This is a genomic window from Halomonas sp. RT37 (assembly GCF_040070525.1).
In the GTDB taxonomy this organism is placed as follows: domain Bacteria; phylum Pseudomonadota; class Gammaproteobacteria; order Pseudomonadales; family Halomonadaceae; genus Halomonas; species Halomonas litopenaei.
On sequence record NZ_CP098827.1, the window covers coordinates 1,935,963 to 1,962,105 of the forward strand.

The following is a 26,143-nucleotide window of genomic DNA, read 5'->3' on the forward strand; positions in this document are numbered from 1 at the left end:
GCCCTAGTGAGCATATCGCCATTGAATCAGTGGTTTGGTGATTGCTCTTTCGTCATTCCTCGCGCATTGCTCTAGCGAGCATGTCGCCATTGAATCAGTGGTTTGGTGATTGGTCTTTCGTCATTCCTCGCGCATTGCCCTAGCGAGCATATCGTTGATCGGTTTGGTGATATAGCTGGCGAAGCTTCTCTCCCCGGTGAGGATCATCACCTCTGCCGGCATACCTGCGACAAGACGCATGTTGTCGGTCAGCTGGGATTTGCCCAGGTCGGTCACTCCGACACGGACCTTGTAGTAGCGCTGGCGGGTGGCTTCGTCCTCGAAGCTGTCGGCGCTGACGCGGACCACCTCGCCGTCGATGACATTGGACAGGCGCTGGTTGAAGGCGCTGAAGCGGATTTCCGCCGACTGGCCGGGGTAGAGGTGATCCACATCGTGGTTGGGGACGCGGGCCTCGATCACGAAACCGTCGCCGGCCGGGACCAGGTCAAGCAGCGGGTCGCCACCACGTACCACGGCGCCCAGGGTGTGCACCTGCAGGTCCACCACGGTACCCGCCACAGGGGCCGTGATTCGCGTGCGCGCGAGGGTGTCATTGAGGGCGACCAGGCGCTCTTCGGCGTCGGCGACCTCGGCCTGGACCTGGCGTAGCGCTTCGCCCACCTGCTGTTGAAATTCCTGCAGGCGAATCTGCTTGTTCAGGGTGTTTTCACTGATATGGGCGCGCAGTCGGGCGATCTCCGAGGCGTGTCCCGCGTTGTCACTCTGGTACTCCAGGCTCTCGCGTTCCAGCTCACGCAGACGCTGGCTGCTGATCATGCCGTCACGAAACAGCTTGCGGTGGTTGGCGACCTCACCCTCCAGCGAGTCGATGCGTTGCTGGGTGATCGAACGGGTTTGCCCCAGGCCGGTGATCTGCTCTTCCAGTTGAAGAATCTGCTGGTCCAGGGCGGCCAGCGTATCGTCCAGCGATTGCCGGCGTACCTCGAACAGCCGCCGCTGCACGCCCAGCACCTCCTGAACCCGCGAATTGCTGGACGCGATCAGTTCCGGTGGAAAGACCAGGCTGTCGCTGTCGGCCTGTTCCGCCAGCAACCTCACCTCGCTGGCCCGAGTGATCAGGTACTCGGTTTCGGCGATGCGCTGCTGCGCCAGCGCCTGGGTGTCGTCCAGCACGATCAGTGGGTCGCCGGCTTCCACGTGATCGCCGTCCTCGACCAGCACGTCGGCGACGATGCCGCCTTCCAGGTGCTGGATCGTCTTGGTGAAGCTTTCCACCGAGACCGAACCGGGGGCGACCACCGACACCGCCAGGTGAGCGGTGACCGACCAGACCCCGAAGCCGCCGAAGGCCACCAGCAGGATGGCAAGGCCCCAGCGTCGATAGGGCCGAAGGTCCACCGGTACTTGATTCTCAGGACCGGCGGTGGCCGAGCTCGAGTCGATGGCGGCGGTCTCGACGGGCACCGAAGTAGAGTCTTGAGCGCTCATCGTGGTGTCCTCGAGCTGTTGGATGAAGGGGGATCCGTTGGCAGCGGGTTCGATGGCGCAACGCCGGACGGGGCTCGTTGAGAAGAGGGCGTGCCGGCACCGGCGACTTGCTTCACCACCCGTGCCGAGGACACCGTTCCCTTGAGTCTTGCCCCGCCGGCCGGGGAGGGAGGAGCCAGGGACGTCACTCGGCCGTTGTCGAGGAACATTACCCGGTCGACCTGGGCCAGCAGGCGCTGTCGGTGGGTGATCACCAGGGTAGTGGTGGCGAGCCGGCGCAGGCGGACCAGGGTTTCCACCAGGGCTCGCTCACCGCTTTCGTCCAGATTGGAATCGGGTTCGTCCAGCACCACCAGCGATGGTTCGCCGTACAGGGCTCTGGCAAGGCCGATGCGTTGACGCTGGCCGGCGGATAGACCCGTGCCGCCGTGTCCGATGGTGGTGTCGTAGCCTTCGTCGAGCTTGAGGATCAACTCGTGGACGCCGGCCAGGTGGGCCGCCTTGAGTACTGCGTCGGCGTCGCCCGGGCCGAAGCGAGCGATGTTGTCTGCAATGCTTCCGGCCAACAGCTCCACGTCCTGGGGTAGATAGCCCAGGTGGGGCCCCAGGGTGCTGCGTTCCCAGCGCAGGATGTCGGCGCCATCGAGGCGTACGCATCCGTCGAGACTCGGCCAGATGCCCAGGGCTACCCGTGCCAGGGTCGATTTTCCCGAGGCACTCGGGCCGACGATAGCGAGTTGTTCGCCAGCCTTGAGGTCGACGCTGATCGCGTTGAGTGAGGCGACGGTCGCTCCAGGCGGGCCGGCACATACCTGCTGGAGGGAAAGCTGGCCCTTCGGGGCGGGCAGCGGCATCGGTGGTGATGGCGCCTCGCTGTCGATGAGTTGGCCCAAGCGTTCGCGGGCGTTACGGGCGGCGATAAAGCTCTTCCAGCCATTGATCAGTTGATCGATGGGGGCCAGAGCTCGCCCCAGCAGGATCGAGCCAGCGATCATCATTCCTGGGGTCAATTCCGCCTTCAGTACCAGCCATGCCCCCAGGCCGAGGATCAGCGACTGGGACAGCAGCCTTAGTATCTTCGAAAGGTGGGTGAGTACACCTGAACGATCACTGGCCCGGGATTGCAGTGCGAGGGAGTCACGGTGCTGCGACTGCCAGCGTCGCTTTACGCTCTCCAGCATGCCCATGGCATGGAGCACCTCGGCGTTGCGCAAGTTGGCGGCGGTTTCGTCGCGGCTGGCGACCTGGTGGGCGCCAGCCTGTTTCAGCAGACCCCGGGTGCAGGCCTCGTTGATCGCGGCCAGGGCCAGCAACAGGATGCCGGCGGCCAGGGCAAAGAGCCCGTAGAGCGGATGAAACAGCGTCAGTACCCCCAGGTAGAGGGGGATCCATGGCGTGTCGAAGAAGGCGAGCAGGGCGGGGCCGGAGACGAACTGGCGCAGCGTGGCCAAATCATCCAGCGCCTGGGTCGAGGTGGCACCCGGACGGCGCAGGGCCTGATCGTAGATGGCCTGATGGATAGCCGGCTGGAGCCGTTCATCCAGGGCATTGCCGATGCGCACCAGCAGTCGCGAGCGAACCCACTCGAGTCCGCCCATGACGGCGAACAGGAACACCACGACCAACGTCAGCATGACCAGGGTCTCGACGCTGCGACTGGCCAGCACCCGGTCATACACCTGCAGCATGTATAGCGAAGGCACCAGCATCAACAGGTTGATGAACAGGCTGAACAGTCCGACGTCGAAGAGGCCGCGTCGGCAGCGAAGTATCGCCTCCCGAATATTGTAACGGGTGGGGGTCATGTAAAGGCGTCTCGTTTTCTGGATTTGCGGCGAAGTTCTGGTGGTGTTGGCAGCCGGAGCGAAGAGCGATGCCTGATGTCGTTTAGCACCTTGTCGTGCAGGGTGTCCGAAATCTGATGGAATGAAGTATGGAGTTGGCAGGGAGTGAGAGGCTAGGGAGAAGTTCGCCGAAACGACTTTTTTAGAGCTTACAAATCTATGTAAAACGGCATAAAAATGAAGAGTCTCAATAGATGTTTCCGTATTCTTTTGTTGAATTCTTGAAGAATTCTGTGCTGTTTTTGTCGACGATTATTGTGAGGAATATTGAAGTCATTGTTTTTAGAGGGAGTAAATAGGTTTTCGGCCGCTTTTGGATGCGTCAAAAAAGTTCTGTTGTGGAAGGGCGAGTTGATCAAGACGAAGTAGTTGGATCAAAAAAAACCCTCAACTTCTGATGTTGGTGTAAGATATTTGCTATTTGTTTCCGAATGTAAAACGGTTTTCATGGGATATGACATGTAGAAAATATATGGAGTCACCATGAGCAGTAACGATGAGATGGTCAGCCCGATCACGGGAAGAACCGCCCAGATGTTGGTGGTGCCACAGGATGCCGATCTTCTGGTTTGGCAGGCGGAAGAGGGCACCATCATCGACGTTGGCGGTAGACCCTCCGGCGCTGTCACCGAAGTGGTGTCGGGTAGCAACGCCAGGCCCGGTGCTGTCGACAATGCCTATGTGGATCTTGGCAGGGATCCCGGTGATGGTGTCCAGTATGACATCAGTGTCGATACGGCAGGCAGCTACCAATTGACCCTGCGCTATGCCAACGGCAGCAACAGTGATCGTCCGTTGGCGCTTCAGGTGGATGGCGGCGTCACGACGTCGGTGAGCTTTCCTGGAACCGGTGGCTGGAGCAGCTGGCAGGAGGTGACGGTCGAACTTGAGCTTGAGCCGGGGTCGCATCAGCTGTTTTTGTCGATCCCCACGGCGGAACAGGGTGGCGTGGGCCAGGGACCCAACCTGGATCAGCTGACACTGGTAAAGGTGGAAGACGAACCAGATCCCGATCCTGACCCCGATCCTGATCCCGATCCCGATCCTGTTCCTGATCCTGATCCTGATCCCGGTCCCGATCCCGATCCTGATCCCGATCCCGATCCGGAGCCGGAAACAGGCATCATGTCGTTCGAGGCGGAAACCTTTACCATCGACGATCAGGAGTCGGATCCAGGCAGCCCGGCCGATACGACGGCGCGCCTGGAAGCCGATGGCGTGGATTCGCTCAGGCCTGGCTACAGTGGCGAGGGTTACCTTGACCTGGGCAACGATGTCGGCGATGCCGGGGTATTCGAAGTCACCGTGGAGGAAGGCGGCAATTTCCGACTGGACGCCCGCTACGCCAATGGAGGCAACGCTGATCGTCCCATGGCGCTCTACATTGATGGTGTAAGGGTAGGCGAGTTCGAGTTTGCTTCCACCGGGGCTGGTGATGATGGTTGGCAACGCTGGCGGGAAGAGTCGCTTGAACTCAAGCTCGAAGCCGGAACCCATTCTGTTCGCCTTGAGAATCTCACGTCAGGGGGGGCCAACCTTGACCTGGTCAAGCTGTCTCCGCTCGTCGTCGAGCCCGGCGAGCGTCCGACACTGAAGATCAACTTCCAGCCACAGGGGGCCGACGTTCCCGAGGGCTATGTCGCGGACACCGGCCAGGCCTTTGGAACACAGATGCTGGAAGTGGACGGCAAGACCTACCGCTACGGCTGGGTCACCGAGCAAAGCATTGCCGACGGAACTGAGAACGGCACCGATCCATTGTCGCTGGCGAGTCAGGGTGCTTTTACCCTGGTGGATCGCTCCGAGCGCTTCGTCGGCCTGGACCCGCGCCAGGCGACCTTTGCCCAGATGACCAGCGAGCGCGACGGCTTCGTCGATGCAGGCTGGGAAATTGAGCTGGAGCCCGGCTTCTACGAGGTGACCCTGTCGGTGGGCGACGCTTCCGGCAACTTCGACGCCTTCTACGGGGTCAATGCGGAGGGTGTTGCCTTCACCGATGCCTTTGCCCCAGGGCGTCCAGACGACTTTTCCATCGATGCGACGCCGACCAATGACACCGAGGGCCTGCGTTCGGATCTGGTCACTCGGGTGGTTGAGGTGACCGATGGTCGTCTGACGCTGGATGCGCTCGACGTCGACAGCAAGAACGTCAAGCTGCAGTATCTGGAGATCCGACCGCTGCCGGACCTGACTCCGGAAGATGACCAGCCAGCGAGCCTCGACTATGCGCACTTTACCGATGCCCGGGCCATCGCCGGTGTTGCTACCAATACCGTTGTCGTGGATCTGGACAGGGAAGACGGTAGCCTGCCCACCGGAGTCGATCCCACCTCCGATATCTTCGTCGGCGTTCAGGTGGTCGAGGGCCGAGGAGGCGCACTCCTGAAGAGCCTGAGCGATGGTTCGGTACGGTTGTTCGAGACCGTCACCGGCATCGAGGTGGCGTTTGATATCAACACCACCGGCGGTTTCGATTCACTTACCCTTTCCCCCAAGGAAACGCTGAAGCCTTTCACCAGCTATAGCCTGGTGATCGATGGCTTTCAGGATCGTGGCGACAACAGCGACAGCAGTTTGCCGACCCGGGAATTCCTGAAGTACACCAATACCTTCGTTACCGGGCCAGAACCGGATATCCTGCCCAGTGATGTGGCCTTCGAGGGAACGGTGGAGTTGAACGGTTCCGTCGACGGAGCCTTCGGTTTTACCTCCCTCGAGGTCAGCGCCGGGGGTGATGCGCTGTACGTGGTCAGCATGGGCGGCCAGATCGTGCGCTACGCGCTGGACCCTGAGGACGGCTCGCTGGGCCCCGGGGAGGCCCTGTCGCTGGCCCTGGATCCCTTCATGGAGCCCGACGCCGACGCCTTCAACAATCGGCGGGGTATCATCGGCATCGCGGTGGACCCGACCGATCCAAAGGTGTTGTGGGTGACCGACAACTATCCGATCCCGCTGTCCGGACGAGACACCTCGACCCCCGACTTCAGCGGTCGCTTGTTGAAGATTACCCTGGACGAGGGAGACGACTTCAGCGGTAGTGCCGAAGTCTACCTGACCGGACTTCCCCGTTCGGTGGCGGACCACGTCACCAACAGCATCGAGTTTCGGGAAAATCCGGCGTTTGATGCAGAGGCGTCGCCCACTGAACCCTCGCATCTGCTTTACCTGACCCAGGGGTCCAATACCGCCATGGGGGACGGCGACAGTGCCTGGGGCAATAGGCCCGAACGTCTGCTGTCTGCGGCGGTGTTGGAGGTGGATCCGACGCGCTCGCCGCCCGCTGGTGGCTTCGATGTCACCACCGAGCCCCTGCCGGAAGACCAGACACGCTTCCTCGACGTCGACAATGACCTGAAAAATGCCCCCATTCCCATGGAGGAAGGGCGCTTTCTGGTGTTTGACGACAAGGGTGTCGCCAGCGTCCAGGACGCTGATGGCCTCGTGCTGGAGAGCTTCTACGATCCCTTCGTCGATGATGCCGTGGTCAAGATCTTCGCCACCGGGGTCCGCAACGCCTACGATCTGGTCTGGCACTCCAATGGCTACTTGTACACGCCGACCAATGGCTCGGCGGCGGGCGGTGCCGTGCCGGATGACCCCTCGACGCTGATCGACGAATCGGCGACCAACGTGGTCAAGCAGGATGACTATCTGTTCAAGGTCGAGCAGGGGGGGTACTACGGCCACCCGAATCCTCTGCAGGACGAGTACATCCTTAACGGCGGTAACCCCACCCGGCTGGAGGACATCAACGAGGTCACGTCCTACGATCCAGGCATCGAGCCCGACCCCAACTATCGCATCGACGATGCCTACTCGCTGGGGGAGAACCGCTCTGCCAACGGCGCGACCGAATACGTCGGTGATACCTTCGGCAATGCCTTCAAGGGCAGTCTGCTGATCACCGAGTATTCCGGAGGAGACGACATTCGCTGGATCACGGTGAATGCCGAAGGCAAGGTCATCGGTGACGACGTTCTTCGGAATGCCGCCGGCAAGGTCATCACCTATACCGATCCTCTGGATATCATAGAGAACCCCGCCACAGGGCGCCTGTATCTGGTCACCCTGAACCGCCGGACCGGCGAGAGTCAGCTGGTCCGCCTGGATCCCGTCGAACCCATGTCGTCCGGAGGGGCTGGCACTGACTCGATGAGGATACTGGCAACCATCCAGGCCGAGGACAACACCCCTGACGACGGCACCAGCGCCACCATCAGCGAGGGCGGCGCTGCCGAGATCATCATCCGTGAAGGGATCGCCAGTGAGGTGCCGGGGCTACAGCCGGGCAGCTTTGGCAATGACGGCAATCTGGATGACAACGACGGGGTCGGTGGCGGTTACGCTGATTTCGGCAGGAACTCGGACGATGCCATCACCTTTGGCTTCACCCTGGAAGCCGGTGATGGTGGTGACACCGTACTGCGGGTGCGCTATGCCAATGGTGGCTTTTCGGATCGACCTCTCGAGGTCTTCGTCAATGGCCTGAGTGTGGGTATCGCCGACTTTCCACCGGCACCGGACAGCCTCGAGGGTTCCGACCGCTGGCGTTTCTGGATGACCCAGGATATCGAGGTGAACCTGACGCCGGGCGATGTCGAGGTGCGTTTGCAGTCGGTGTCCCGGGCTGGGCCTAACGTGGATCAGCTGGAAGTGGTGCACGAGCCTTCGCCCGGTTTCGGCATCTACGAGGCCGAGGATGCACTGCTCAACGGTCCTCGAGTGATCGAAGTGGGTGACGTGCGCGACGTCTCGGAGAACGCCTACGCCGACTTCAGGGGCACGCAAGACCAGACCATCACCTGGTCGATTCGTGTCGAAGAAGCGGGAACCTATGAAATCGGTTTCCGCTACAACCTTTCTCAGACCAAGGCGGATCGACCGCTGTCTTTCAGTATCAACGGTGTCGCCCAGGATGAACTCGACTTCGCAGGGCTGAGTGAGAATAACGCTGACTGGATCTATCATAACGTGCTGGTCAGCCTGAAGGCGGGGATCAATACCCTGGTAGTGACCGCGCCGGCGGCGGTTGGGCCGGACATGGACCTGTTGTGGGTGCCCGACCAGTCGTTGGAAGCGATTCGGGCCGCCGTTCTCGGGCCAGCCGACGCCACCGATGGCGTGCGCATCGAGCTTGAGGATGGCATCTCGGCGCTCAGCGTCGACCCGCGAAGCGCTGACTTCTTCTTCGAGGTCGATACTCGAGGCCTCTACCGGCTCGATCTGGCGGCGAATGCCGGTGTGCTGCGTGGCGAGGATCTGGCCCTCAGTCTCAATGGCAAGCCGTTGACCGTGATGTCCTTTCCCGGAGCAGGAACGGCGGGTGAAGAGTCCTACTACGTCGAGCTGGAGCCCGGGATCGAGTACCGCCTGCACATGGTGTCCGATGATCTGTGCAGTCAGCGCATCGACTACCTGGATGTGACGCCAGTCGCCGTCACTGCCGAGGCCGTGGCCCACCTGGAGAGTGGTGACGTCAACTACTTCAGTGATCGCCTGTTGTTCAACTATCTCGATGAAAACGACTTTGGTGGCCCGGATCGGGACTTCAAGGAAAGTGCTACCGCCGTCATTTCCAATGATGGCAGCGACCCGCTGACCATTCTTGATGTCTCACTGGATGGCCCCTTCGTGCTTGCTGACGCGGCGGCCCTTGAAGGGGTGACACTGGCACCGGGGGAATCGCTCGAGATCGATGTATTGTTCGATCGCGCGAATTATCGTCCGCCCGCCAGCAACGCCGATGACGGCAGCTTCTTCGGGAGTCTGAGGCTGGTGACCAACGACGCCGATGCCCCGGTCCAGGAGTTGACGCTTGCCGGGTTCTGGCAGGCTCAGGATGAGGGCGGCTGGGAACCGACCGTCGACGAGGTCTGGAATGTGGCCGGATTCGGCAACCGGATCGGCGGTATTCCGACGGACGGTGGCGCCAGAGGCTCGGCCTTCGATGACTACGGTTTCTATCGCGCCGTCAGCGAGGAGGAAGTGCTGTCGCGCTACTGGACCCTGGCCGACGGGGTCGATGAAGCCAAAGTGAGTCAGATAGTCGCACTGCATGGGGCGGGTGTGGCTGCCTTTGGACTCCACGCCTTCAAGAATACCTCCCAGGATATCAAGTTGATCCGCCACGATGCGGACCAGAACCAGTCCTTTCTGCCGCTGACCTATCTTGATCGTCAGGAACCGGCAGCCACCTTCACCCGAGACGATATTCCTGACAATTGGGGAGGCAACGATCTGTTCGGCCTCGAGGTGGCCACCCTGTCCTCCGATCCCTCGTTGAATCCTCCCGGCAAGGGCAAGCCACCGGCGGATTCGCCGGATCTGGAGCGTGGCTACTACGTTCGCGTGTTCAAGGCGCTGGACGATGAAGGTAACGAGATTCCTGATACCTATCTGGTGCTTCAGGACTATTCCGGATCCAACCTCGACTACAACGACAACATGTTCGTTATCGAGGGTATCAAGCCGATGTACGAAGGCAACGGTGTCCCGCCGGAGGAAACCGACCAGGTGGTGCCATCGTCGCGCTTCACCGTGGCCGCCGAGCAGGGTGAGTCTGCGCAGGAAGTGCCCGATGTGGTCGATCCGCTGGATCTGCAGGGCCTGCCCCAGCAGCAACCCGACGAACTGTTCTGACAGGGCATGACTGCCCACCCCGTGAATGCCGCTCCCCCGGGAGCGGCATTTTTCTGGGCGCCGGATCCAGAGAGTAGTTGTCGCTGTTGGCAGACACCGGGTGTTGCAGGGCGTCGACAGCGGCGAAAAGGCGACCTTTGCGTTAGGCTGGTGTCAATTTGAACGGAAGGAGTCATGCATATGCGAACCGCTGGATGGATTGTTTTCCTGGTGATGGCCGTGTTGATGGTGGGCTGCAGCTATGACCCCGCACGGGTCTCGCCGGAGCCACTGATCATCATCGATGACGATCATCGCGACCATCGAGATCATGACGGTGGCGACTTCTGTCCGCCGGGACAGGCCAAGAAGGGTCGTTGCTGAAGGTGGCCGGGAAGTGCGCATGAAGACAGTGAGTACAGCCGTACTTTTGCTCGTGCTGATGGGTCTTGCGGGATGCAGTTACGATCCCGCACGGATCAGTGCAGAGCCCTTGATCGTCGTCGACGACCATCGTGACCGCGACTACCACCGTGACCGCGATTACCACCGTGATGACGACTGGCATGATCGCGATTGGGACCATGACCGCCATCGCCACGATGATCACGATCATGACCATGATCGCTATTACGACGACCACGATCGGCGTGGCGACTTCTGCCCGCCGGGACAGGCCAAGAAGGGTCGCTGTTGAGAAGACGCCGAGTCTGACAACGGCCGCCATGCCCCCGCCACAAGGATGCCCAGGCGACAAGCGTTGAGGTCGCGTGAAGCCGGGCGTTCGCCCCGGCTTGTCAGGCTGTTCGGTGAGCGGCATGGTAGAGGTATCTTCTTCAGGCGAGGCGATCGTGAGCCGGATCGATCTCAGGACCAAGACCCTGGCCAACGAGCACGTGTCCCACGTGCACGGCTACCACCAGTTGATTCTGCCCACCTGCGGCAGTACCGAACTATCCCTTGAGGGGCGGGAGCAACGGGTCACCGCCGAGCGTGGTTGCCTGATTCCAGGCAACTGCCATCACGACTACCTGGGAGACGGCAACAATCGTACCTTCGTGCTCGACGTGCCGGTGGTCTTCGGGCTGCCGGACGTCGACGTGGCCCGACTGTTCGAGCGACCGCGTTTCTTCGCGGTGCCCCCCGATCTGCAGCGGCTTGCCGACAGCCTGATGCGGCAACTGGATCAATTCCCCACCCTGGGCAACGATATCGCAGCGCTTCTGTTACGCGCGCTCTATCTCCATCTGGAGGCTTCCAGCGAAACCTGTGCCCCAACACGATCGACGGGCGTCAGCGGTCGGCTCGATCTGCGTCTGCTGGACGACTGGATCGATAGGCACCTGGCCAGTGATATTCGCGTGGATGACCTGGCGTCCTTGTGCGCGCTAAGTCCCGGTCACTTCCACGCCAGCTTTCGCCAGGCCACCGGGATGACGCCGCAGGCCTATGTTCGTCGACGCCGGTTGAGCCACGCCCAGGCGCTGATCCGTCACAGCGAGTTGCCGCTGGGGCAGATTGGGGCGCTGGTGGGCTTTCGTGACCAGGGCAGTTTTTCCCGAGCCTATCGCAGGGTTCATGGGGTGGCGCCCTCCCGGGAGCGCACAGATCCATAGGCTTTGATGAAAAGTGCCTGCGCTCGGTAATACGGCGTTAAAAACCGGATCAAGGTGCTCATTTACACCTTGTAAACTGCGCTCTCTCACCGATTTTTGCCTTGTCTAACCATCGCTCGCCGACTTTTCAAACAATGCCTGGACAGCGATTCAGCCAGCTTCTCTCGGCTCTCGCGCTCACCCACCTGTCACTTTTCTCCTCTCGTCGCGGTGACGTTGTGTCCGACGACACGGTTTGCCTGAGTTCCGGGCAAGGTTTTCGTAGTCTCGGGCAAGTTGACGATGGGTTTCGCGCATAGCCTGAAAAGGAGTCACTCGGCGCCATCAACAATGACAACAACCATGACAACAACCGGAGTTACCGATGTCTTCGACCTCCCTTACTGCCTCCGCCCGCACTGACGACCGCATTTCGGCTGACCGCCGCTCGCACGACAACCACAAGGTCGGCGCCCGGCGTGGCCAGCCGGCCAGACAGCGGCGACGAGCGCCGATGCTGGCGCTCGCAGCGTTGCCGCTGGCGCTGATGGCGTCCCAGGCGCAGGCTCAGTCCTACGAGATGGCCATCGCTACCCTGATCCCCGAGAACCTGACCAACAACGCCATCTATCCTGCCCTGGTCCACTTCAAGGAGCTGGTGGAAAGTCGCACCGAAGGCGACGTCACCGTCAGCATCTTCGGTGGCGGCCAGATGGGCTCCGAGGTCGAGACCGGCTCCCAGGTCCAGGCCGGTGGCAGGGCGCTGCAGTCCGCCATTCTGACCTCCGGCGCGATGTCGTCGTTCTACCCCGAGTATCAGGCGGTGACGGCCCCCTTCCTGTTCGATGACTGGCGCCAGGCCTGGGCCTTCTTCGATGGCGAGTGGTTCGCCGACTTCATGCAGGGCGCCATCGAACAGGCGGACATGCGCTATCTGGGGACCTTCGATGATGGTGGCGGCTTTGTCGCCTTCACCAACAACGAGCGGCTGATCAAGACCGTGGATGACCTCGAGGGGCTCAACATCCGCACCGAGGAAAACCCGGCCCACGTCGCCACCATGGAGGCGCTGGGTGCCTCCGCCACACCGCTGCCGTGGGGCGAGCTGATCACCGCGCTGGAGACCGGACTCGCCGACGGTCAGTTCAACGCGCCGGTGATCAACACCACCTTCGGCCTGGATGAGGTGACCGACTACACCACCCTGACCGGGCACGTGTACAACAGCGCCAGCTGGATGGTCAGCGAGAGCTGGTTTCAGGAGCTGCCCGAGGAGCACCAGCGGGTCATCACCAACGCCGCCCGTGAGGCGGTCAGCCTGAGCCATGGCGCTTCCGGCATGCTGGCGACCGCCAGCTGGCAGACGTCCTGCGAGATCTTCGAGGAGTGCTACCTGATGCCGGCAGAAGAGCGCCAGCGCATGGCAGAGGTGGCGCGTCCGGCCTGGAAGAGCTGGATCGTCGACGACTTCGGACTCGACGCCGCCTTGATCGACGACCTGCTGGCCGAGGTCGATGGCCTGCGCCAGTCGCTGCCGCAAGAGGCCTACAGCCGCTACGGCCAGTGATTGTCGCGGCGGGGCGGCCAGGCCGCCCCGCCAGTGCCCACCGCCTTGCCCGAGTTCTCCTGTCATGTCATCACTGCGATCTCTTCAGGCCTGGCTCCAGCGCCTGAGCAACGGCGTCAATCGCCTCGCCATCGTGTTCTGCGTCGGCTGCGTCCTGGCCATGCTGGGTATTTCGTTCACCGGGTTTCTGTACACCCTGTTTACCGGCGGGGCGCTCAGCTGGACCTATTCCCTGGCCCGCCTGTTCCTGCCGTGGATCGGGCTCATCTCCTCGACCATCGCGCTGCATTCCGGCGAGCACGTGGCCATGACACTGCTGGTCAAGCTGCTGCCGCGCCCGCTGGTGGTGCTGGCAGCCGGCGCGACCCTGGCCGTCATCGGCGCGCTGGCGGTGCTGATGATGTTCTACGGCTGGGACTTCTTCTCCAACGCCCGCCAGAGCTACATGGTGTCCGACAGTATTCAGATTTCCTACAAGTGGACCACCTTCGCGGTGCCGCTGACCGGCGCCATCATCGCGCTGCATCTGGTGCACGGCTTTGCACTGCTCGAGCACTTCATCGACAGCGACGCGGTGATCGAGCAGGCGATCCATTCCAATGACAATGGCACCGGCAGCAATGCCGAGCAGGCGGTCGACAGCCGTGTCGAATCCTCCGATCCCTCTTCACCACAAGGCGACGCTGTCGCCCGGGAGCCACGCTCATGACCGCCGCGATTCTGGCCTTTATCCTGGTGTTGGCGATCGGCGCCCCGGTCGCAGTGGTCATGGCGATCTCGGGGGTTGCCGGGGTCTATGAGCTGGGCGGCGAGCGCCTGGTGGGGATCATCGCCGATCGCATGTTCTCCGGTGTCTCCGGCTACATGCTGATCGCCGTGCCGTACTTCATCTTTACCGCCGAGTTGATGAACCAGGGCGGGCTGACCCAGAAGCTGATCGCCTTCAACAATGCGCTGTTCGGCCGGGTGAGGGGGGCGCTGTCTCACGTCAACGTGACGGTATCGCTGTTCTTCGCCGGGCTGACCGGGGCCGCCATCACCGATACCGTGGCGATCGGCAAGATCATGATTCCGGAGATGAAGAAGCAGGGCTACGACGCCGAATACGCGGCGGCGATCACCGCCTGTTCCTCGATCATCGGGCCGATCATTCCCCCAAGCGTGGTGATGGTGGTGTACGCCACCCTGCTGCGGGACGTCTCGGTCATCGACCTGTTTGCCGGAGGCATCGTGCCGGGCATTCTGATGACCGTGGCGCTGCTGGCCACCAGCATCGTGCTGGCCTGGCGACGGGGCTACCCCAAGCAGGCGCCGACACCGCTGAAGATGGCACTGCTGGCATTCTTCTCGGCGCTGCCGGCCATGCTGGTGCCGTTGATCATCCTCGGCGGGATACTCTCGGGCATGACCACCATCACCGAAGCTTCAGGCTTTGCCGCAGTGTACGCGATCCTGATCGGCATGCTGTTCTATCGCAACCTGACTCTGGCCAAGGTGGCCCAGGCGCTCGTGACCACGGTCAAGTTTTCCGGTGTCGTGTTCTTTCTGCTGGCGACCTCGGCGGTGCTCGGCTGGTTTGTCACCCGCTCTGGCGTCGCCCGGGAGGCGGCGAGCCTGATCACCTCCCTGAGCGATGTCGCCTTCGTGCAGATCTTGCTGGTGTGCCTGTTGCTGATCGTCATCGGCACGGTCATGGATGTACTGCCGGCGCTAGTGGTCATCGGCCCTGTGGTGGTGCCGGCGATGGTCAGCCTGGGTTTCGATCCACTGCACTTCGCCATCGTCATGATCGTCACCCTCAACATCGCCAACGTCACGCCACCGGTGGGCATGACGCTGATGACGGCGGCAAGAATCGCCCAGGTCCCCTACGAAAAGGCGATCCTGGCGTCGCTGCCGTTTTATACCGCCTTTATCCTGGTAGTGGTGTTGCTGGCGGGTTTTCCGGCACTATCGACATGGATCCCCTCGCTGCTCGACTGATGTGAGCAGTGACGGAGCGTCATCACCGGAGACAGATGCAGATGAAACTTTTCTACCATCCTGACCAGGAACGTCATGCGCCGCCTCAGTTCCTGAAGCGTGGAGCCCTTACCGATTCCCCCGAAGGGCCCCGCCGGGCGGAGCTTCTGAGCGAAGGCCTGGCCGAGGTCGGCCTGGCCCTGACAGCGCCGGCCGAGGTCGACAGTCCCACGCTCAGGGAGCGTCTCAAGGAGATCCACAGCGAGCGCTACCTGGATTTTCTCGAGACCATCCATGCCCGCTGGCAGGCGTTGCCGGACGCCACCGAATTCGTGGCGCCGAACGTCCATCCCTGCGGCGGCGGCAAGCACTACCCGCGCCATCCGGTGGGGCAGGTGGGCTGGCACATGCACGACATGGCCTGTCCGATGACCGAGACCAGCTTTCAGGGCATCCTGGCCAGTGCCGCTACCGCCCAGGCCGCCGCCGAGAGCATCGTCGCCGGCGGCGGCACCGCCTACGCTCTGTGTCGTCCGCCGGGGCACCACGCCGGCCCCGATCGTGCCGGGGGCTTCTGTTTTCTGAATAACGCGGCCCTCGCGGCCACGGTGCTGCGCGAGCATGTGTCCCAGGTGGCGATTCTCGATATCGACCTCCACCACGGTAACGGCACCCAGGACATCTTCTACGACCGTGGCGACGTCTGGACAGGATCGCTGCACGTCGATCCCAGCGACTTCTATCCCTACTACTGGGGCGGAGCCGGCGAGACCGGTATCGGTCCTGGACTCGGCGCCAACCTCAATGTGCCGCTGGCACTAGGCAGCGGTATCGAGGCCTTTCAGGCCGGTCTCGATGAGCTGCTCGACGCCATGGCGAGCTTCAGCCCGGACGCGCTGGTTGTGGCGCTGGGACTCGATGCCCACAAGGACGACCCGCTGGCGGGGCTGACGCTTGAAACCCCGGACTTCGTCGCCATCGGTCGCCAGATCGGTGAGCTGGGCCTGCCCACCGTGCTGGTGCAGGAGGGCGGCTATCCGACCGCGGCCTTGAGCCATAACCTGGCCGCCTTCCTGCGCGGATTCAACGACGCCTGACCATAGCTTAAATACAGCCTGATACAGCTCAATACTTAGCCCAACGATCATCCCGCGGATGATCTCCCACAAGGAAAACACCATGAGCCCGACCCTTCACGACAGCAACGACCGCATGAGCCAGATCGCCGTTCACAATGGCACCGTCTACCTCTCCGGCCAGGTACCGGCGGACGCCAGCCAAGGCATGCGCGGCCAGACCGAGCAGGTGCTGGCGCGAATCGACGAACTGCTGGCCAAGGCCGGGACCTCCAAGGATCGACTGATCTCGGCCCAGGTATGGGTCACCGACATGGCCGAATTTGACGAGATGAATGCCGCCTGGGACGCCTGGGTCAGCCCCGGACGTCCGCCGGTACGTGCCGCGGTGGAAGCGCGCCTGGCCCGGCCGGAGTGGAAGGTCGAGATCATGGTGGTGGCCGCCTTGCCCCAGGCCTGAGGTCGCCCATGAGCCGCAGCAAGACGACCGGTTTCTATTGGCACGAGCGCTGCTTCTGGCACGACCAGGGGGCGATCGGGGTATTTTCGGCGCCAGGGCCCTGGCTGCAGCCCCAGCCGGCCTCGGAGAGCCCGGAGAGCAAGCGCCGTCTCAAGAACCTGCTGGAGGTCAGCGGGCTCATCGACGAGCTTGAGGTGGTAAAGCCGCCGGCGGCCGGCCGCGAGGACCTGCAGCGCTTCCACACGAAAGACTACCTTGATGCGCTGGAGGCGGGTGATGCGGGCCTGGGTGGCGATGCCGGCGAGGCTGCGCCCTATCGCCCGGGCAGCCTTGCCAGCGCCCGGCAGTCCGCCGGGCTTGCCATCGCAGCGGTGGAGGCGGTGGCCCGTGGCACCCACGCCAGCGCCTATGCGCTGTGCCGTCCACCGGGGCACCACGCCGAAGCCGATCGCGGTCGCGGCTTCTGCCTGCTCGGCAATATTCCGGTGGCGGTGATGCGAGCAAAGGCACTGGGGCTGGTGCGGCGGGTGGCGATCCTCGACTGGGACGTGCACCACGGCAACGGCCAGCAGAGCGCCTTCTGGGACGACCCTGATGTGCTGACGGTATCGCTGCACCAGGCCGGCAACTATCCGCTCGAGACCGGTGGCTTCGACGAGCAGGGCGGTGAGGGCGCGTCGGGGTCCTGTCTCAATCTGCCGTTGCCGCCGGGCTCGGGGCTTGGCGCCTACGACTATGCGGTCGAGCGCCTGGTGCTGCCGGCCATCGAGGCCTTCGCGCCGGATCTGATCGTGGTGGCCTGTGGCTATGACGCCTGCGCCAAGGACCCGCTGGGCAAGATGCTGCTCAATAGCGATGCCTTCGGGCGCATGGCCCAGTCGGTCAAGGCGCTGGCTCAGCGATGTTGTGAAGGGCGCCTGGTGGTCGTCCACGAAGGCGGCTACTCGGAAGGCTATGTCCCGCTGTGTGGCCACGCCGTGATTCAGGCGCTGGCCGACAGCGACATCGGCGTGGATGACCCACAGAACGACGAGATCGCCGCCTGGGGCTATCAGGCACTGCAGCCCCACCAGCGTGAACTGATCGATGGCTGGCGGCGCGACTGGCCTGGGCAGATCACCGAGGCCCGCGACGACAGCCAGGCTGAAGAGGCTATCGCCTGCGTCTGTGGCAGGGACAGCGACGCAAACAGGAACAGGGACAGGGAGCCAGGCACATGAGTGGACTGCACCAGCGCGACGGCTGGATCTGGAAGAACGGCGAATGGCTGCCCTGGCGGGAGGCCACGACCCATCTGCTGACTCATTCGCTGCACTATGGCATGGGCTGCTTCGAGGGCGTGCGCGCCTATCGTGACGACAACGGCAATGCCCGGCTGTTTCGGGTCCACGAGCATACCCGACGCCTGCTGGACAGCGCCCATATCCTCGACCTCGAGGTGCCCTGGAGCCATGAAGAGCTGATCGAGGCGCAAAGCCAGTGCCTGGTCCGCAACGGACTGACCGATGCCTATCTCAAGCCCACCGTGTTTCTCGGTCCCGAGGGCCTTGGGCTGCGCGCCAAGGCGCTTAGCTGTCAGATGATGGTGGTGGCCTGGGACCTGGGACCCTACGTCAGCGCCGAGACCGCTGCCGTCGGGCTCAGGGCCCTGACCTCGTCCTGGGCGCGCCATCACGTCAATATCAGCGCCTGTCGGGCCAAGACCAGCGGCCACTACGTCAACAGCATGCTGGCATTGAATACCGCGGTGAAGGCGGGCTTTGACGAGGCGATCATGCTTGACGCCGAAGGCTACGTGGCCGAGGCCAGCGCGGCCAATGTCTTTCTCTATCGAGACGGGGTGTTGCACACCCCGGAGGTCACCTCCTGCCTGCAGGGGATCACCCGGGACAGCGTGATCCGATTGGCGCGTGAGGTGTTGGGCGTGGAGGTGCAGGAGCGCCGCATTACCCGCGATGAGCTGTACATCGCCGACGAGGCCTTTGTTACCGGCACCGCCGCCGAGATACTGCCGTTGCGGGAGCTCGATGGTCGCCATATCGGCGCCCGTGCCGGGGCACCCGGGGTCGCTGAGCCGATAGCCGCCGATAGCCTGACGGCAAGATTGCAGCGACTGTATCGCGACGTCTGTCGAGGTCGGTTGTCGCCGGCGACCAACGGAGATCGCCATGACCTGGCGCGCTACGCCGACTGGCTGAACCTGGTCCCGACGGATAACGAAGTGGATATCGACACAGACAGCGACTAGGTCGGTTTACACAACCAGGCGGCTGCACGATGGCCACAAAGAAAGGCGCCACGACCCTTGAGTCGTGGCGCAGCTAGCCGCCTTTCCTCCCTGGGGCAGCTTCCCTGTGCCCGTGTTGCTCCCTTGGCGCTTCCCGCGCCGTCGCCTCCGTGACGCTCGAGGGGCAGTGTCCCTTGCCCGGTGTCGCCTGAACACAGAGGTAGTATCGGCCAGGCGTGTGTCAGTCAGATAACCGCCTCATGACCCTTTGGTGACATCCCGGCCACAGGACTTTTCTGGTACCATTCGCGCCGCCTGTTACCGGCGAAATGCCCAGGCGCCGTCGCGTACGGCAGTCGAGGCCGTCTCGCCAGGCACCAGGCTTGGCACGAAAAGCCGGCGAGCGCCGGTGCTTTTCCGACAAGCCTTGATTGCGCAAACCCTCTCTCGAACTTAAACCTGGATTCGTCTATGAACGCTGTAATCCTTGCCGTGCTGGTGATGGTGGGACTGTCGCTGGCGCGGGTCTCCGTGGTGCTGGCCCTGGTGGTAGGGGCCCTGGTGGGCGGCCTGGCCGGTGGTCTGTCCATCGAGGACACCCTGGCGGCCTTCAACGACGGTGTCGGTGGCGGTGCCAAGGTGGCGCTGGCCTACGCCACCCTCGGTGCCTTCGCCGTGGCGATCTCTCGCTCGGGCCTGCCGGACCTGCTGGCACGCCGCCTGATCACTCTGCTGGGCCACGAGTCCAGCGCCTCCCGTCAGGCCACGGTCAAGTACCTGCTGATCGGTAGCGTGCTGCTGGTGGCGATCTCTTCCCAGAACCTGATCCCGGTCCACATCGCCTTTATTCCGATCCTGATTCCGCCGCTGCTCAAAGTGATGAATCAGCTCAGGATGGACCGCCGCGCGGTCGCCTGTACCCTGACCTTCGGCCTGACCGCGCCCTACATGTTGCTGCCGGTAGGCTTCGGGGCGATCTTCCTCAACGACATCCTGCTGGCCAACATCAACGAGGCTGGCGCCGCGCTGGGCCTCGAGATCGACCGCGCCATGGTGCCCATGGCCATGGGCGTGCCGGTCGCCGGCATGTTCCTCGGGCTTCTGGTGGCGGTGTTCCTGTCCTACCGCAAGCCTCGGGTCTATGACGAGGTGGAACTCGGCAATACGCCGGCCCACGGCCATGGCCACGACCACAGCGAGATCGAGGAGCCTCACACCCTGGGCCTGATCATGTCGGTGGTAGCGATCGTCGCTGCGCTCGGCATCCAGCTCTATACCGGCTCGATGATCCTGGGTGGCCTGGTGGGCTTTTCGCTGTTGTCCATGGGCGGCATCTTCCGCTGGCGTGAAGCCGATGATCTGTTCACCAGCGGCATGCGCATGATGGCCCTGATCGGCTTCATCATGATCTCGGCCTCCGGCTTCGCGGCCGTGATGACCGCCACCGGCGAGATCGAGACGCTGGTCAGCGCCAGCGTCGAGGTGATCGGCGACAACCGTGGCCTGGCGGCGCTCTTGATGCTTCTGGTGGGGCTGTTCATCACCCTGGGCATCGGCTCGTCGTTTTCGACCATCCCGATCATCGCCGCCATCTTCGTTCCGCTGGCGGTACAGTTCGGCTTCTCCGATCTGGCGACGGTGGCCCTGGTCGGCACCGCCGCCGCCCTGGGTGACGCCGGCTCCCCGGCGTCGGACTCCACTCTCGGGCCGACCTCCGGCCTCAACGTGGATCGTCAGCATGATCATATCTGGGACAGCGTGGTGCCGACCTTCGTGCACTACAACATCCCGTTGATCGGCTTTGGCTGGCTGGCGGCGATGACGCTGTGATCGCCCACCGGAAAGCCCAGACGCCCGCGCTATTCGCGCGGGCGTTTTTTTGTGCGCCAGGCCCGGCCCGAACATCGACGTGTGAGCCGCCGCAATAGTGAGACATGGTGCTACGGGTTGTGCAGATCCGTCGATATGGTCCACGCTGGGGGAGACTCATCGACCGGTGGGTCGTGGCGCTCCCGGGAAGATGAAGGAGTTATCGAGCCCAGGGCGCAGCAAGACACTTGTTCACAGATGGAGAGGATCGACACATGGACAGGAGCGACAAGATGTTGAAGGTACGCGTATTTGCCGGATCGTGCTTGCTGGGGGCAGGCCTGCTGGTAACTGGCGCCGCCCACGCCGCCACGGAGGTAGAGATGCACAGCGTCAGCACCGACGGTATTGGCGACTCCCTCGGCACCATCAGTTTCGAGGATAGTGAGCATGGTCTCAGGATCACGCCCGACCTCGAGGGTCTGGACACCGGCATCCACGGCCTTCACGTTCACGTGAACCCGAGCTGCGAGCCGGCCGAGAAGGATGGCGAGACGGTTGCGGCGGCTGGCGCCGGAGGCCACTTCGACCCGGAGGACACCGGCACCCACCAGGGTCCCTACGGTGACGGCCACCTGGGTGACCTGCCGGCGCTGGCGGTGGGACAGCAGGGCGAGGCGACACTGCCGACCCTGGCGCCGCGCATCAGCGAGGATGACCTGGCAGGCCACGCCATCATGATTCACTCCGGTGGTGACAACTACTCCGACGAGCCCAAGCTCGGCGGTGGCGGTGCCCGCGTCGCCTGTGGCGTCATCGAAGGCTGATCGACGCCACCCCCGACATGGCCATCCAGGCCCCGCCCAGGCGGGGCCTTTTGCTGTAGTGACGTCAGTCCTGGCGATCGTCGCTGGAAGGGGGCAGGTGCGTCTCGAGGGATGACAGCAGGCCGCGCAGCAGCGAGAGTTCCTTGCGCGTGGGCGTGGCCCGGGCGAACAGCGCCTGGAGCTGTTCCTCGGTGCGAGCGTGGGGCTGGGTAATAAAACCACTGTCGCGCATCACCCGGCCCAGATGTGCCTGAAAGTGGGCGACCTGCTCGCGGGTGGGCTGGCGTAGCCGTGACGGGGTCCCCGAGGTGGCGACGCTGTCGGTGTCGGTATCCGTTTCGGCATCCGTGTCGGTATCGCTATCGACCGCGACATCGACATCAGGGCAGGGGAGTCGGCGCCAGGCCCGGCGCAACTCGTAGGCCAGCACCTGCACTGCCTGGGATAGGTTCAGGATGCCGTAGTCGGGATTGGCCGGAATGCTGACCTGATGCGAGCACAGGCGGATTTCGTCGTTGGTCAGGCCGAAGCGCTCGCGGCCGAAGACCAGTGCCACCGGGTCATGCACCGCGTCCTTCACCAGCGCCTGGGCCATCTCGTCCGGTTCGTCGTAGTGGGGCAGTGGCAGGCTTCTCAGCCTGGCGCTGGCCCCGACCACCCTGACACAGTCATCGATGGCGTCCTCGAGACGTTCCACCACGCGGGCGTTTTCGACCACATCTGCCGCACCTGCGGCCAGGCGGGTGGCCTCTTCATCGGGAAAGACGCGTGGATTGACCAGCACCAGATCGGTCAGGCCCATGGTCTTCATCGCGCGAGCGGCGGAGCCGATGTTGCCGGGATGGTAGGTCTGGACAAGAACGATGCGCAGATTGGCGAAGGGCAAGGCTTGAGTCATGGAGCACGGCAACCGTCGATGGGAAAACGAGCGACACCATACCGCCACTTTCGCCCAAAGCGAAGGGGCCGCGATGGCGGCCCCTGAGACGGTGGTGAAAAGATCAGGCTGTCTGTGAACGATACCGCCTTAAGCTGCGGCTGAACGCCACCAGCATCACCAGCATCACGCCGAGCATACCCCCGAGGATCACGGCGAGCGCCATCACCAGGGCCTTGCCGGGGCCCTCGGGCTGCATTGGGCGATAGGCCACATTGACCACCTCGACGACGTGGATGTCGTCGGCGGTGATGCGGTTGGCCCTCAGCAGAGTGTTTTCCTGGCGTAGCTGGTTGTAGGCGTCAATGAACGCCGAGTCGCTCTCGCGAGACTTGAAAGCCTCGATACGTCGCTGGTGCTGCAACTGTTCGAGCTGCTTTTCGATCTGACGGATGGCCGGCGAGGAGATGGGCTGGTCGAGCCCCTGCTTCAATACCTCGCGCTCGGCCGCCAGGGCTTCGGTACCCAGGAAGTACAGTGGTAGATCATTGCCGATGCTGACGTTGTCGTAGACGATACGGGCGGCGTCATCGGCGTCTCCCAGCGATAGTGGGGACGTCGGCTTGGTGATGCCAAGCATGCCGGCGATCTCTTCTGCTACTTCCAGGGTGCGAATGCGCTCCTCGCGGGAAGCGCGCTCCGCGGCGCGTTCGGCGGCAAGCTGATCCTGGAGCTCGAGCCGGCGAATCGAGTGCTCCTCGCTCATCCGCGTGACGGTCGCGTCAAGCTCGGCGTCGTAGGCCTCCAGGTGGGCTTCCATGTCTGCCTCATTGCGTGAAATGGCGCTGGCCAGGCTACGATCGACGCGCGCGAGCAGGTCTTCGGTGTACTGCCGCTGCGACCACTGGAAGTACTGGTTCAGCAATGCAGCGCCGTCGATATCTTCACGATAGGAGAAGCTAACCTCCCCGGGGCTACCGGAGGCGAGGTCGCCAGGCGCGACCTTCAGCTCTCGGAACTGCGTGCGAAGCACCGTGCCTTCGAGTTCCGGAGCGCTATCCTGCATCAGCATGTCGGCGTAGTCGGGGTGCTGGTCGAGGAAGCCGCGGAAGCGCTCGTAACTCCCCAGGCGGATCTCCAGTTCGGAAACGGCTTGCTGGGGAGTGATGGCAATCCCCGGAATGCGGTTGATCACATTGAGACCATCACTGGTCTCGGTGTAGGCGAGCGAAGAATGGTATGACGGTGTGGATGCCACCAGATAGAGCGTCGCCAGTGCGAGGCAGGTTGCCATGCTGACGGCGATCCAGCGCCATCCGTTGATCAGCATGATGGCAATGTCTCGCAGGTCAATCTCGTCAGAGGAAGGATGCTCAGGTTGATCGACGGCTTGGTGGTTGAAAGAGTTCATGCGTGAGGATTCCAGACAGCAAGCCTCGCCGTCAGAGCGAGCAGGTGAACGAGCAGGACAGACACTTCCGCAAGAAGAAAATGAGAGGTGTCGACCAGGTCCAGATACAGCAGGAAGATGGGCGCAAGTGCCGCGGCGAGCATGATGGCCGCCGAGATATAGCGTCGTTCGCTGAACGCCAGAGCGCCCGGAAGCAGCAGCATCATGGGGGATGCCACCAGGTGTTTAAGTGTTGACATGGCGTTTATCAGCCCTGCGTGAGCCAAGGGATAGTGCTTATATGCACTTTATATTGCGGTTGAAAGTAGCAGGGAGAATGTAAGTATGTAAGCCTATGTTAACTTGAAATGCGCATAAGGACTGGTCGGCTTATTAAAAATATAACGTTTATGTGCTGATATGAGTTTAATTGATTTTTTATGTGCTAATTCGATTGATCACCGAAGTGCTCTGTAAAACATGACCAACCATGGTCTGACAACGCGAATGGCACTGAGGCAGCGTGGTTTCCAGAGTGGGTTAGGCATATTGTTCCCACTTGATGCCAGCTTGACGTTCGCAGGCGCTATGCAGGATAAGCCATGATGCCCAGGTTGGCGCGCACTTATTCAGGGAACCAAGGGTAGTGGGTCAAGCCGGGGTGATGTCCAGCACGGTCAATGGTGCAAGGAGTGATCCGTTGTTCCCTTTGGCTCCTGAATTCAACCAATAAGCGTGACAGGCAAGGTGGGTAGGGACGAGGCGCTTCCCTGAGTCAGGCCATGATCTGACTCGGGGCTAGTGCTGGAGGACGGTGAGAGCCAGCGGATCGTGGCTAAGGGTGCAGCGCTGGCGCTGCCAGGTCGGGTTGGCAAGATCACGCCCGCTGGGCCCTGTAGCGCTTGAGGCTTCGGCCGAACGATACACACATCACCAGCATGACGCCCAGCATGCTCCCCAGTATCACGGCGAGTGCCAGCACCAGGGCCTTGCCGGGGCCTTCCGGACGGTTCGGACGATAGGCCAGGTTGACCACCTCGATGATGTCGATATCGTCGGCGGTGACGCGGTTGGCGCGCAGCAGGGTATTTTCCTGGCTCAACTGATTGTAGGCGTCGACAAACGACGAGTCGTCAACGCTTCGATTTGGCGCTGATGACGCAATTGCGCGAGCTCTTTCTCGATTTCGCGGATGGCAGGCGTGCTGGCTTCTTGCTCCAGGCTTTGTTCGACGACCTCTTTTTCTGCGGCCAGTGCCTGGGTGCCCATGAAGTAGAACGGCAGGCTTGTCGCGTTGCCGCTGTCACCGTGGCCAACTTGGGTTTGTCCGTTTTCGCCGAACGCCGGCGGTGAGGTGGGTTGGGTGATGCCCAGCCTTTCTGCGATGGCCTCTGCCTGGGTCAGAGTGCGAATGCGCTCCTGGCGAGACTTGCGCTCGGCATTCTTTTCGGCCTGAAGCTGGTCATCGAGTTCGGCTAACTGAACGTCATGTTGCTCTTGCAGCCGTGTGATCTCGACGTTCACGCTGTCCCGGTAGGCTTCCAGATGTGCCTGCATCTCTTCACTATTGCGTGCCAGCGCCGTTTCCAGTGCGTGTTCGGCGCGCTGCGCCAGAACCTGGGCATATTGCCTCTCCGTCCATGCCAGATAGTCGTTGAGTAGAGAAGCCCCCTGCAGCGACTCTGGATACACAAGGCTCAACTGGTGCGGACCTGTCCCGTCTTTGCCGGGACGCGTGATCGTTAGCTTGTCGAAGTAGTGAAGGCGCAGATGCTCATCCAGGGTCACCTCCTGTTCGTCGGCCTCCGACTGGGCGATGGACTGCCACTCGGGACGGTCGTCGATGAAGTCGCGCAGGTTGCCGAAGCTACCGAGCTTAAGTTCCAGTTCTGTCTGAGTGGAGGCTGCTGAGTAGTCGATGTCGGGCATCTCGTTGAGAAGACGCAGTCCTTCCGACGAGGGCGTGTAACTGGTCGACGCACGGAAGCTTTGCGGGGCTATGGCGACAAACACCAGGGCCAGCACCACGGCGGTGGCCACGCTGCCAAGGATCCACTTCCAGCCGTCAAGCAACATCAGGGCGATGTCGCGCAGGTCTATCTCATCATCGCGCCGATAGGAAAGCGCGGGAAGTTGGCTGTCGTGATCGGTCATCGCTGCGGCCTCCACAGTGCCAGATGCATGCTGAGGACCAGGCCATGGGTAACAAGATTGAAAGACTCCGCCAGGCGGGCGACGACCAGGCTCATCAGCCCCAGTGCTGATGCGACCAGCGGTGACAGCCAGGCAAGGAAGACGAGGGCGGCATGCAGGGAACGCCCACCTAACAGAGTAAAGCCCCCGGGAAGCAGCAAGGCGATGGGGCCGAGAAGTAGTAGCCGAGAGGGTGACATCGGAGAG

Annotated in this window: 21 protein-coding genes; 13 read left to right on the top strand and 8 right to left on the bottom strand. The window is 62.5% G+C overall.

Annotated elements, in window-relative coordinates:
- Window positions 1–120 precede the first annotated feature (120 nt).
- Window positions 121–1,491 carry an HlyD family type I secretion periplasmic adaptor subunit gene (locus tag NFG58_RS08385; protein ID WP_348827945.1) on the bottom strand — a complete coding sequence of 457 codons (1,371 nt, stop codon included), beginning with the start codon at window positions 1,489–1,491 and terminating at the stop codon, window positions 121–123.
- The gene (locus NFG58_RS08390) at window positions 1,488–3,296 is read right to left on the bottom strand and encodes a type I secretion system permease/ATPase (protein WP_348827946.1); all 1,809 of its coding nucleotides are present in this window, start codon (window positions 3,294–3,296) and stop codon (window positions 1,488–1,490) included. The genes NFG58_RS08385 and NFG58_RS08390 overlap by 4 nt, the downstream gene beginning before the upstream one ends.
- A 522-nt stretch (window positions 3,297–3,818) precedes the next feature.
- On the opposite strand from NFG58_RS08390, the gene NFG58_RS08395 reads away from it, so the two are divergent.
- The 13 genes from NFG58_RS08395 (at window position 3,819) to sodC (ending at window position 21,476) form a co-directional block, all read left to right on the top strand.
- Window positions 3,819–9,974 (top strand): carbohydrate-binding protein, encoded by a 6,156-nt coding sequence (locus tag NFG58_RS08395; protein ID WP_348827947.1) that lies wholly within the window; start codon window positions 3,819–3,821, stop codon window positions 9,972–9,974.
- A gap of 180 nt (window positions 9,975–10,154) precedes the next feature.
- On the top strand, window positions 10,155–10,337 hold the full coding sequence (locus tag NFG58_RS08400) for a hypothetical protein (RefSeq protein ID WP_045994856.1): 183 nt from the start codon (window positions 10,155–10,157) through the stop codon (window positions 10,335–10,337).
- Window positions 10,338–10,356: 19 nt separating this feature from the next.
- Window positions 10,357–10,650 (top strand): hypothetical protein, encoded by a 294-nt coding sequence (locus NFG58_RS08405; RefSeq protein ID WP_108195016.1) that lies wholly within the window; start codon window positions 10,357–10,359, stop codon window positions 10,648–10,650.
- A gap of 154 nt (window positions 10,651–10,804) precedes the next feature.
- Window positions 10,805–11,569 carry an AraC family transcriptional regulator gene (locus tag NFG58_RS08410; protein ID WP_287164963.1) on the top strand — a complete coding sequence of 255 codons (765 nt, stop codon included), beginning with the start codon at window positions 10,805–10,807 and terminating at the stop codon, window positions 11,567–11,569.
- 493 nt (window positions 11,570–12,062) lie between these two features.
- Entirely contained in the window at window positions 12,063–13,115 is a 1,053-nt protein-coding gene (dctP, locus tag NFG58_RS08415) for a TRAP transporter substrate-binding protein DctP (protein ID WP_045994863.1), read from the top strand.
- A gap of 64 nt (window positions 13,116–13,179) precedes the next feature.
- Complete coding sequence (locus NFG58_RS08420; protein WP_348827948.1) at window positions 13,180–13,824, top strand: TRAP transporter small permease; 645 nt, start codon at window positions 13,180–13,182, stop codon at window positions 13,822–13,824.
- A complete protein-coding gene (locus tag NFG58_RS08425; RefSeq protein ID WP_108132764.1) occupies window positions 13,821–15,098 on the top strand; it encodes a TRAP transporter large permease in 1,278 nt (425 codons plus the stop codon). The genes NFG58_RS08420 and NFG58_RS08425 overlap by 4 nt, the downstream gene beginning before the upstream one ends.
- Window positions 15,099–15,139: 41 nt before the next feature.
- Complete coding sequence (locus NFG58_RS08430) at window positions 15,140–16,174, top strand: histone deacetylase family protein (protein WP_045994862.1); 1,035 nt, start codon at window positions 15,140–15,142, stop codon at window positions 16,172–16,174.
- 82 nt (window positions 16,175–16,256) lie between these two features.
- Window positions 16,257–16,613 (top strand): RidA family protein, encoded by a 357-nt coding sequence (locus tag NFG58_RS08435; RefSeq protein WP_108132815.1) that lies wholly within the window; start codon window positions 16,257–16,259, stop codon window positions 16,611–16,613.
- 8 nt (window positions 16,614–16,621) lie between these two features.
- On the top strand, window positions 16,622–17,833 hold the full coding sequence (locus NFG58_RS08440; protein ID WP_348827949.1) for a class II histone deacetylase: 1,212 nt from the start codon (window positions 16,622–16,624) through the stop codon (window positions 17,831–17,833).
- Window positions 17,830–18,861 carry a branched-chain amino acid transaminase gene (locus NFG58_RS08445; RefSeq protein ID WP_348827950.1) on the top strand — a complete coding sequence of 344 codons (1,032 nt, stop codon included), beginning with the start codon at window positions 17,830–17,832 and terminating at the stop codon, window positions 18,859–18,861. The genes NFG58_RS08440 and NFG58_RS08445 overlap by 4 nt, the downstream gene beginning before the upstream one ends.
- Before the next feature lie 450 nt (window positions 18,862–19,311).
- The gene (locus tag NFG58_RS08450; RefSeq protein WP_348827951.1) at window positions 19,312–20,670 is read left to right on the top strand and encodes a Na+/H+ antiporter family protein; all 1,359 of its coding nucleotides are present in this window, start codon (window positions 19,312–19,314) and stop codon (window positions 20,668–20,670) included.
- A 272-nt stretch (window positions 20,671–20,942) separates the two neighbouring features.
- Window positions 20,943–21,476 carry a superoxide dismutase [Cu-Zn] SodC gene (sodC, locus tag NFG58_RS08455; protein ID WP_348827952.1) on the top strand — a complete coding sequence of 178 codons (534 nt, stop codon included), beginning with the start codon at window positions 20,943–20,945 and terminating at the stop codon, window positions 21,474–21,476.
- Between the two features lie 64 nt (window positions 21,477–21,540).
- Here sodC and NFG58_RS08460 read toward each other — a convergent pair whose 3' ends face one another.
- From NFG58_RS08460 to NFG58_RS08485, 6 genes are all read right to left on the bottom strand, one after another.
- Window positions 21,541–22,374 (bottom strand): RNA methyltransferase, encoded by an 834-nt coding sequence (locus NFG58_RS08460; RefSeq protein WP_348827953.1) that lies wholly within the window; start codon window positions 22,372–22,374, stop codon window positions 21,541–21,543.
- A 103-nt stretch (window positions 22,375–22,477) separates the two neighbouring features.
- A complete protein-coding gene (locus NFG58_RS08465) occupies window positions 22,478–23,764 on the bottom strand; it encodes a GNVR domain-containing protein (protein ID WP_348815887.1) in 1,287 nt (428 codons plus the stop codon).
- Window positions 23,761–23,970: a hypothetical protein gene (locus NFG58_RS08470; protein ID WP_253028577.1), complete on the bottom strand. Its 210-nt coding sequence runs from the start codon at window positions 23,968–23,970 to the stop codon at window positions 23,761–23,763. Before NFG58_RS08470 ends, NFG58_RS08465 begins: the two co-directional genes overlap by 4 nt.
- Before the next feature lie 650 nt (window positions 23,971–24,620).
- Entirely contained in the window at window positions 24,621–24,845 is a 225-nt protein-coding gene (locus NFG58_RS08475; protein ID WP_348827954.1) for a GNVR domain-containing protein, read from the bottom strand.
- Entirely contained in the window at window positions 24,842–25,897 is a 1,056-nt protein-coding gene (locus NFG58_RS08480) for a Wzz/FepE/Etk N-terminal domain-containing protein (RefSeq protein WP_348827955.1), read from the bottom strand. Before NFG58_RS08480 ends, NFG58_RS08475 begins: the two co-directional genes overlap by 4 nt.
- The gene (locus tag NFG58_RS08485; protein ID WP_287164978.1) at window positions 25,894–26,136 is read right to left on the bottom strand and encodes a hypothetical protein; all 243 of its coding nucleotides are present in this window, start codon (window positions 26,134–26,136) and stop codon (window positions 25,894–25,896) included. Before NFG58_RS08485 ends, NFG58_RS08480 begins: the two co-directional genes overlap by 4 nt.
- Window positions 26,137–26,143 lie beyond the last annotated feature (7 nt).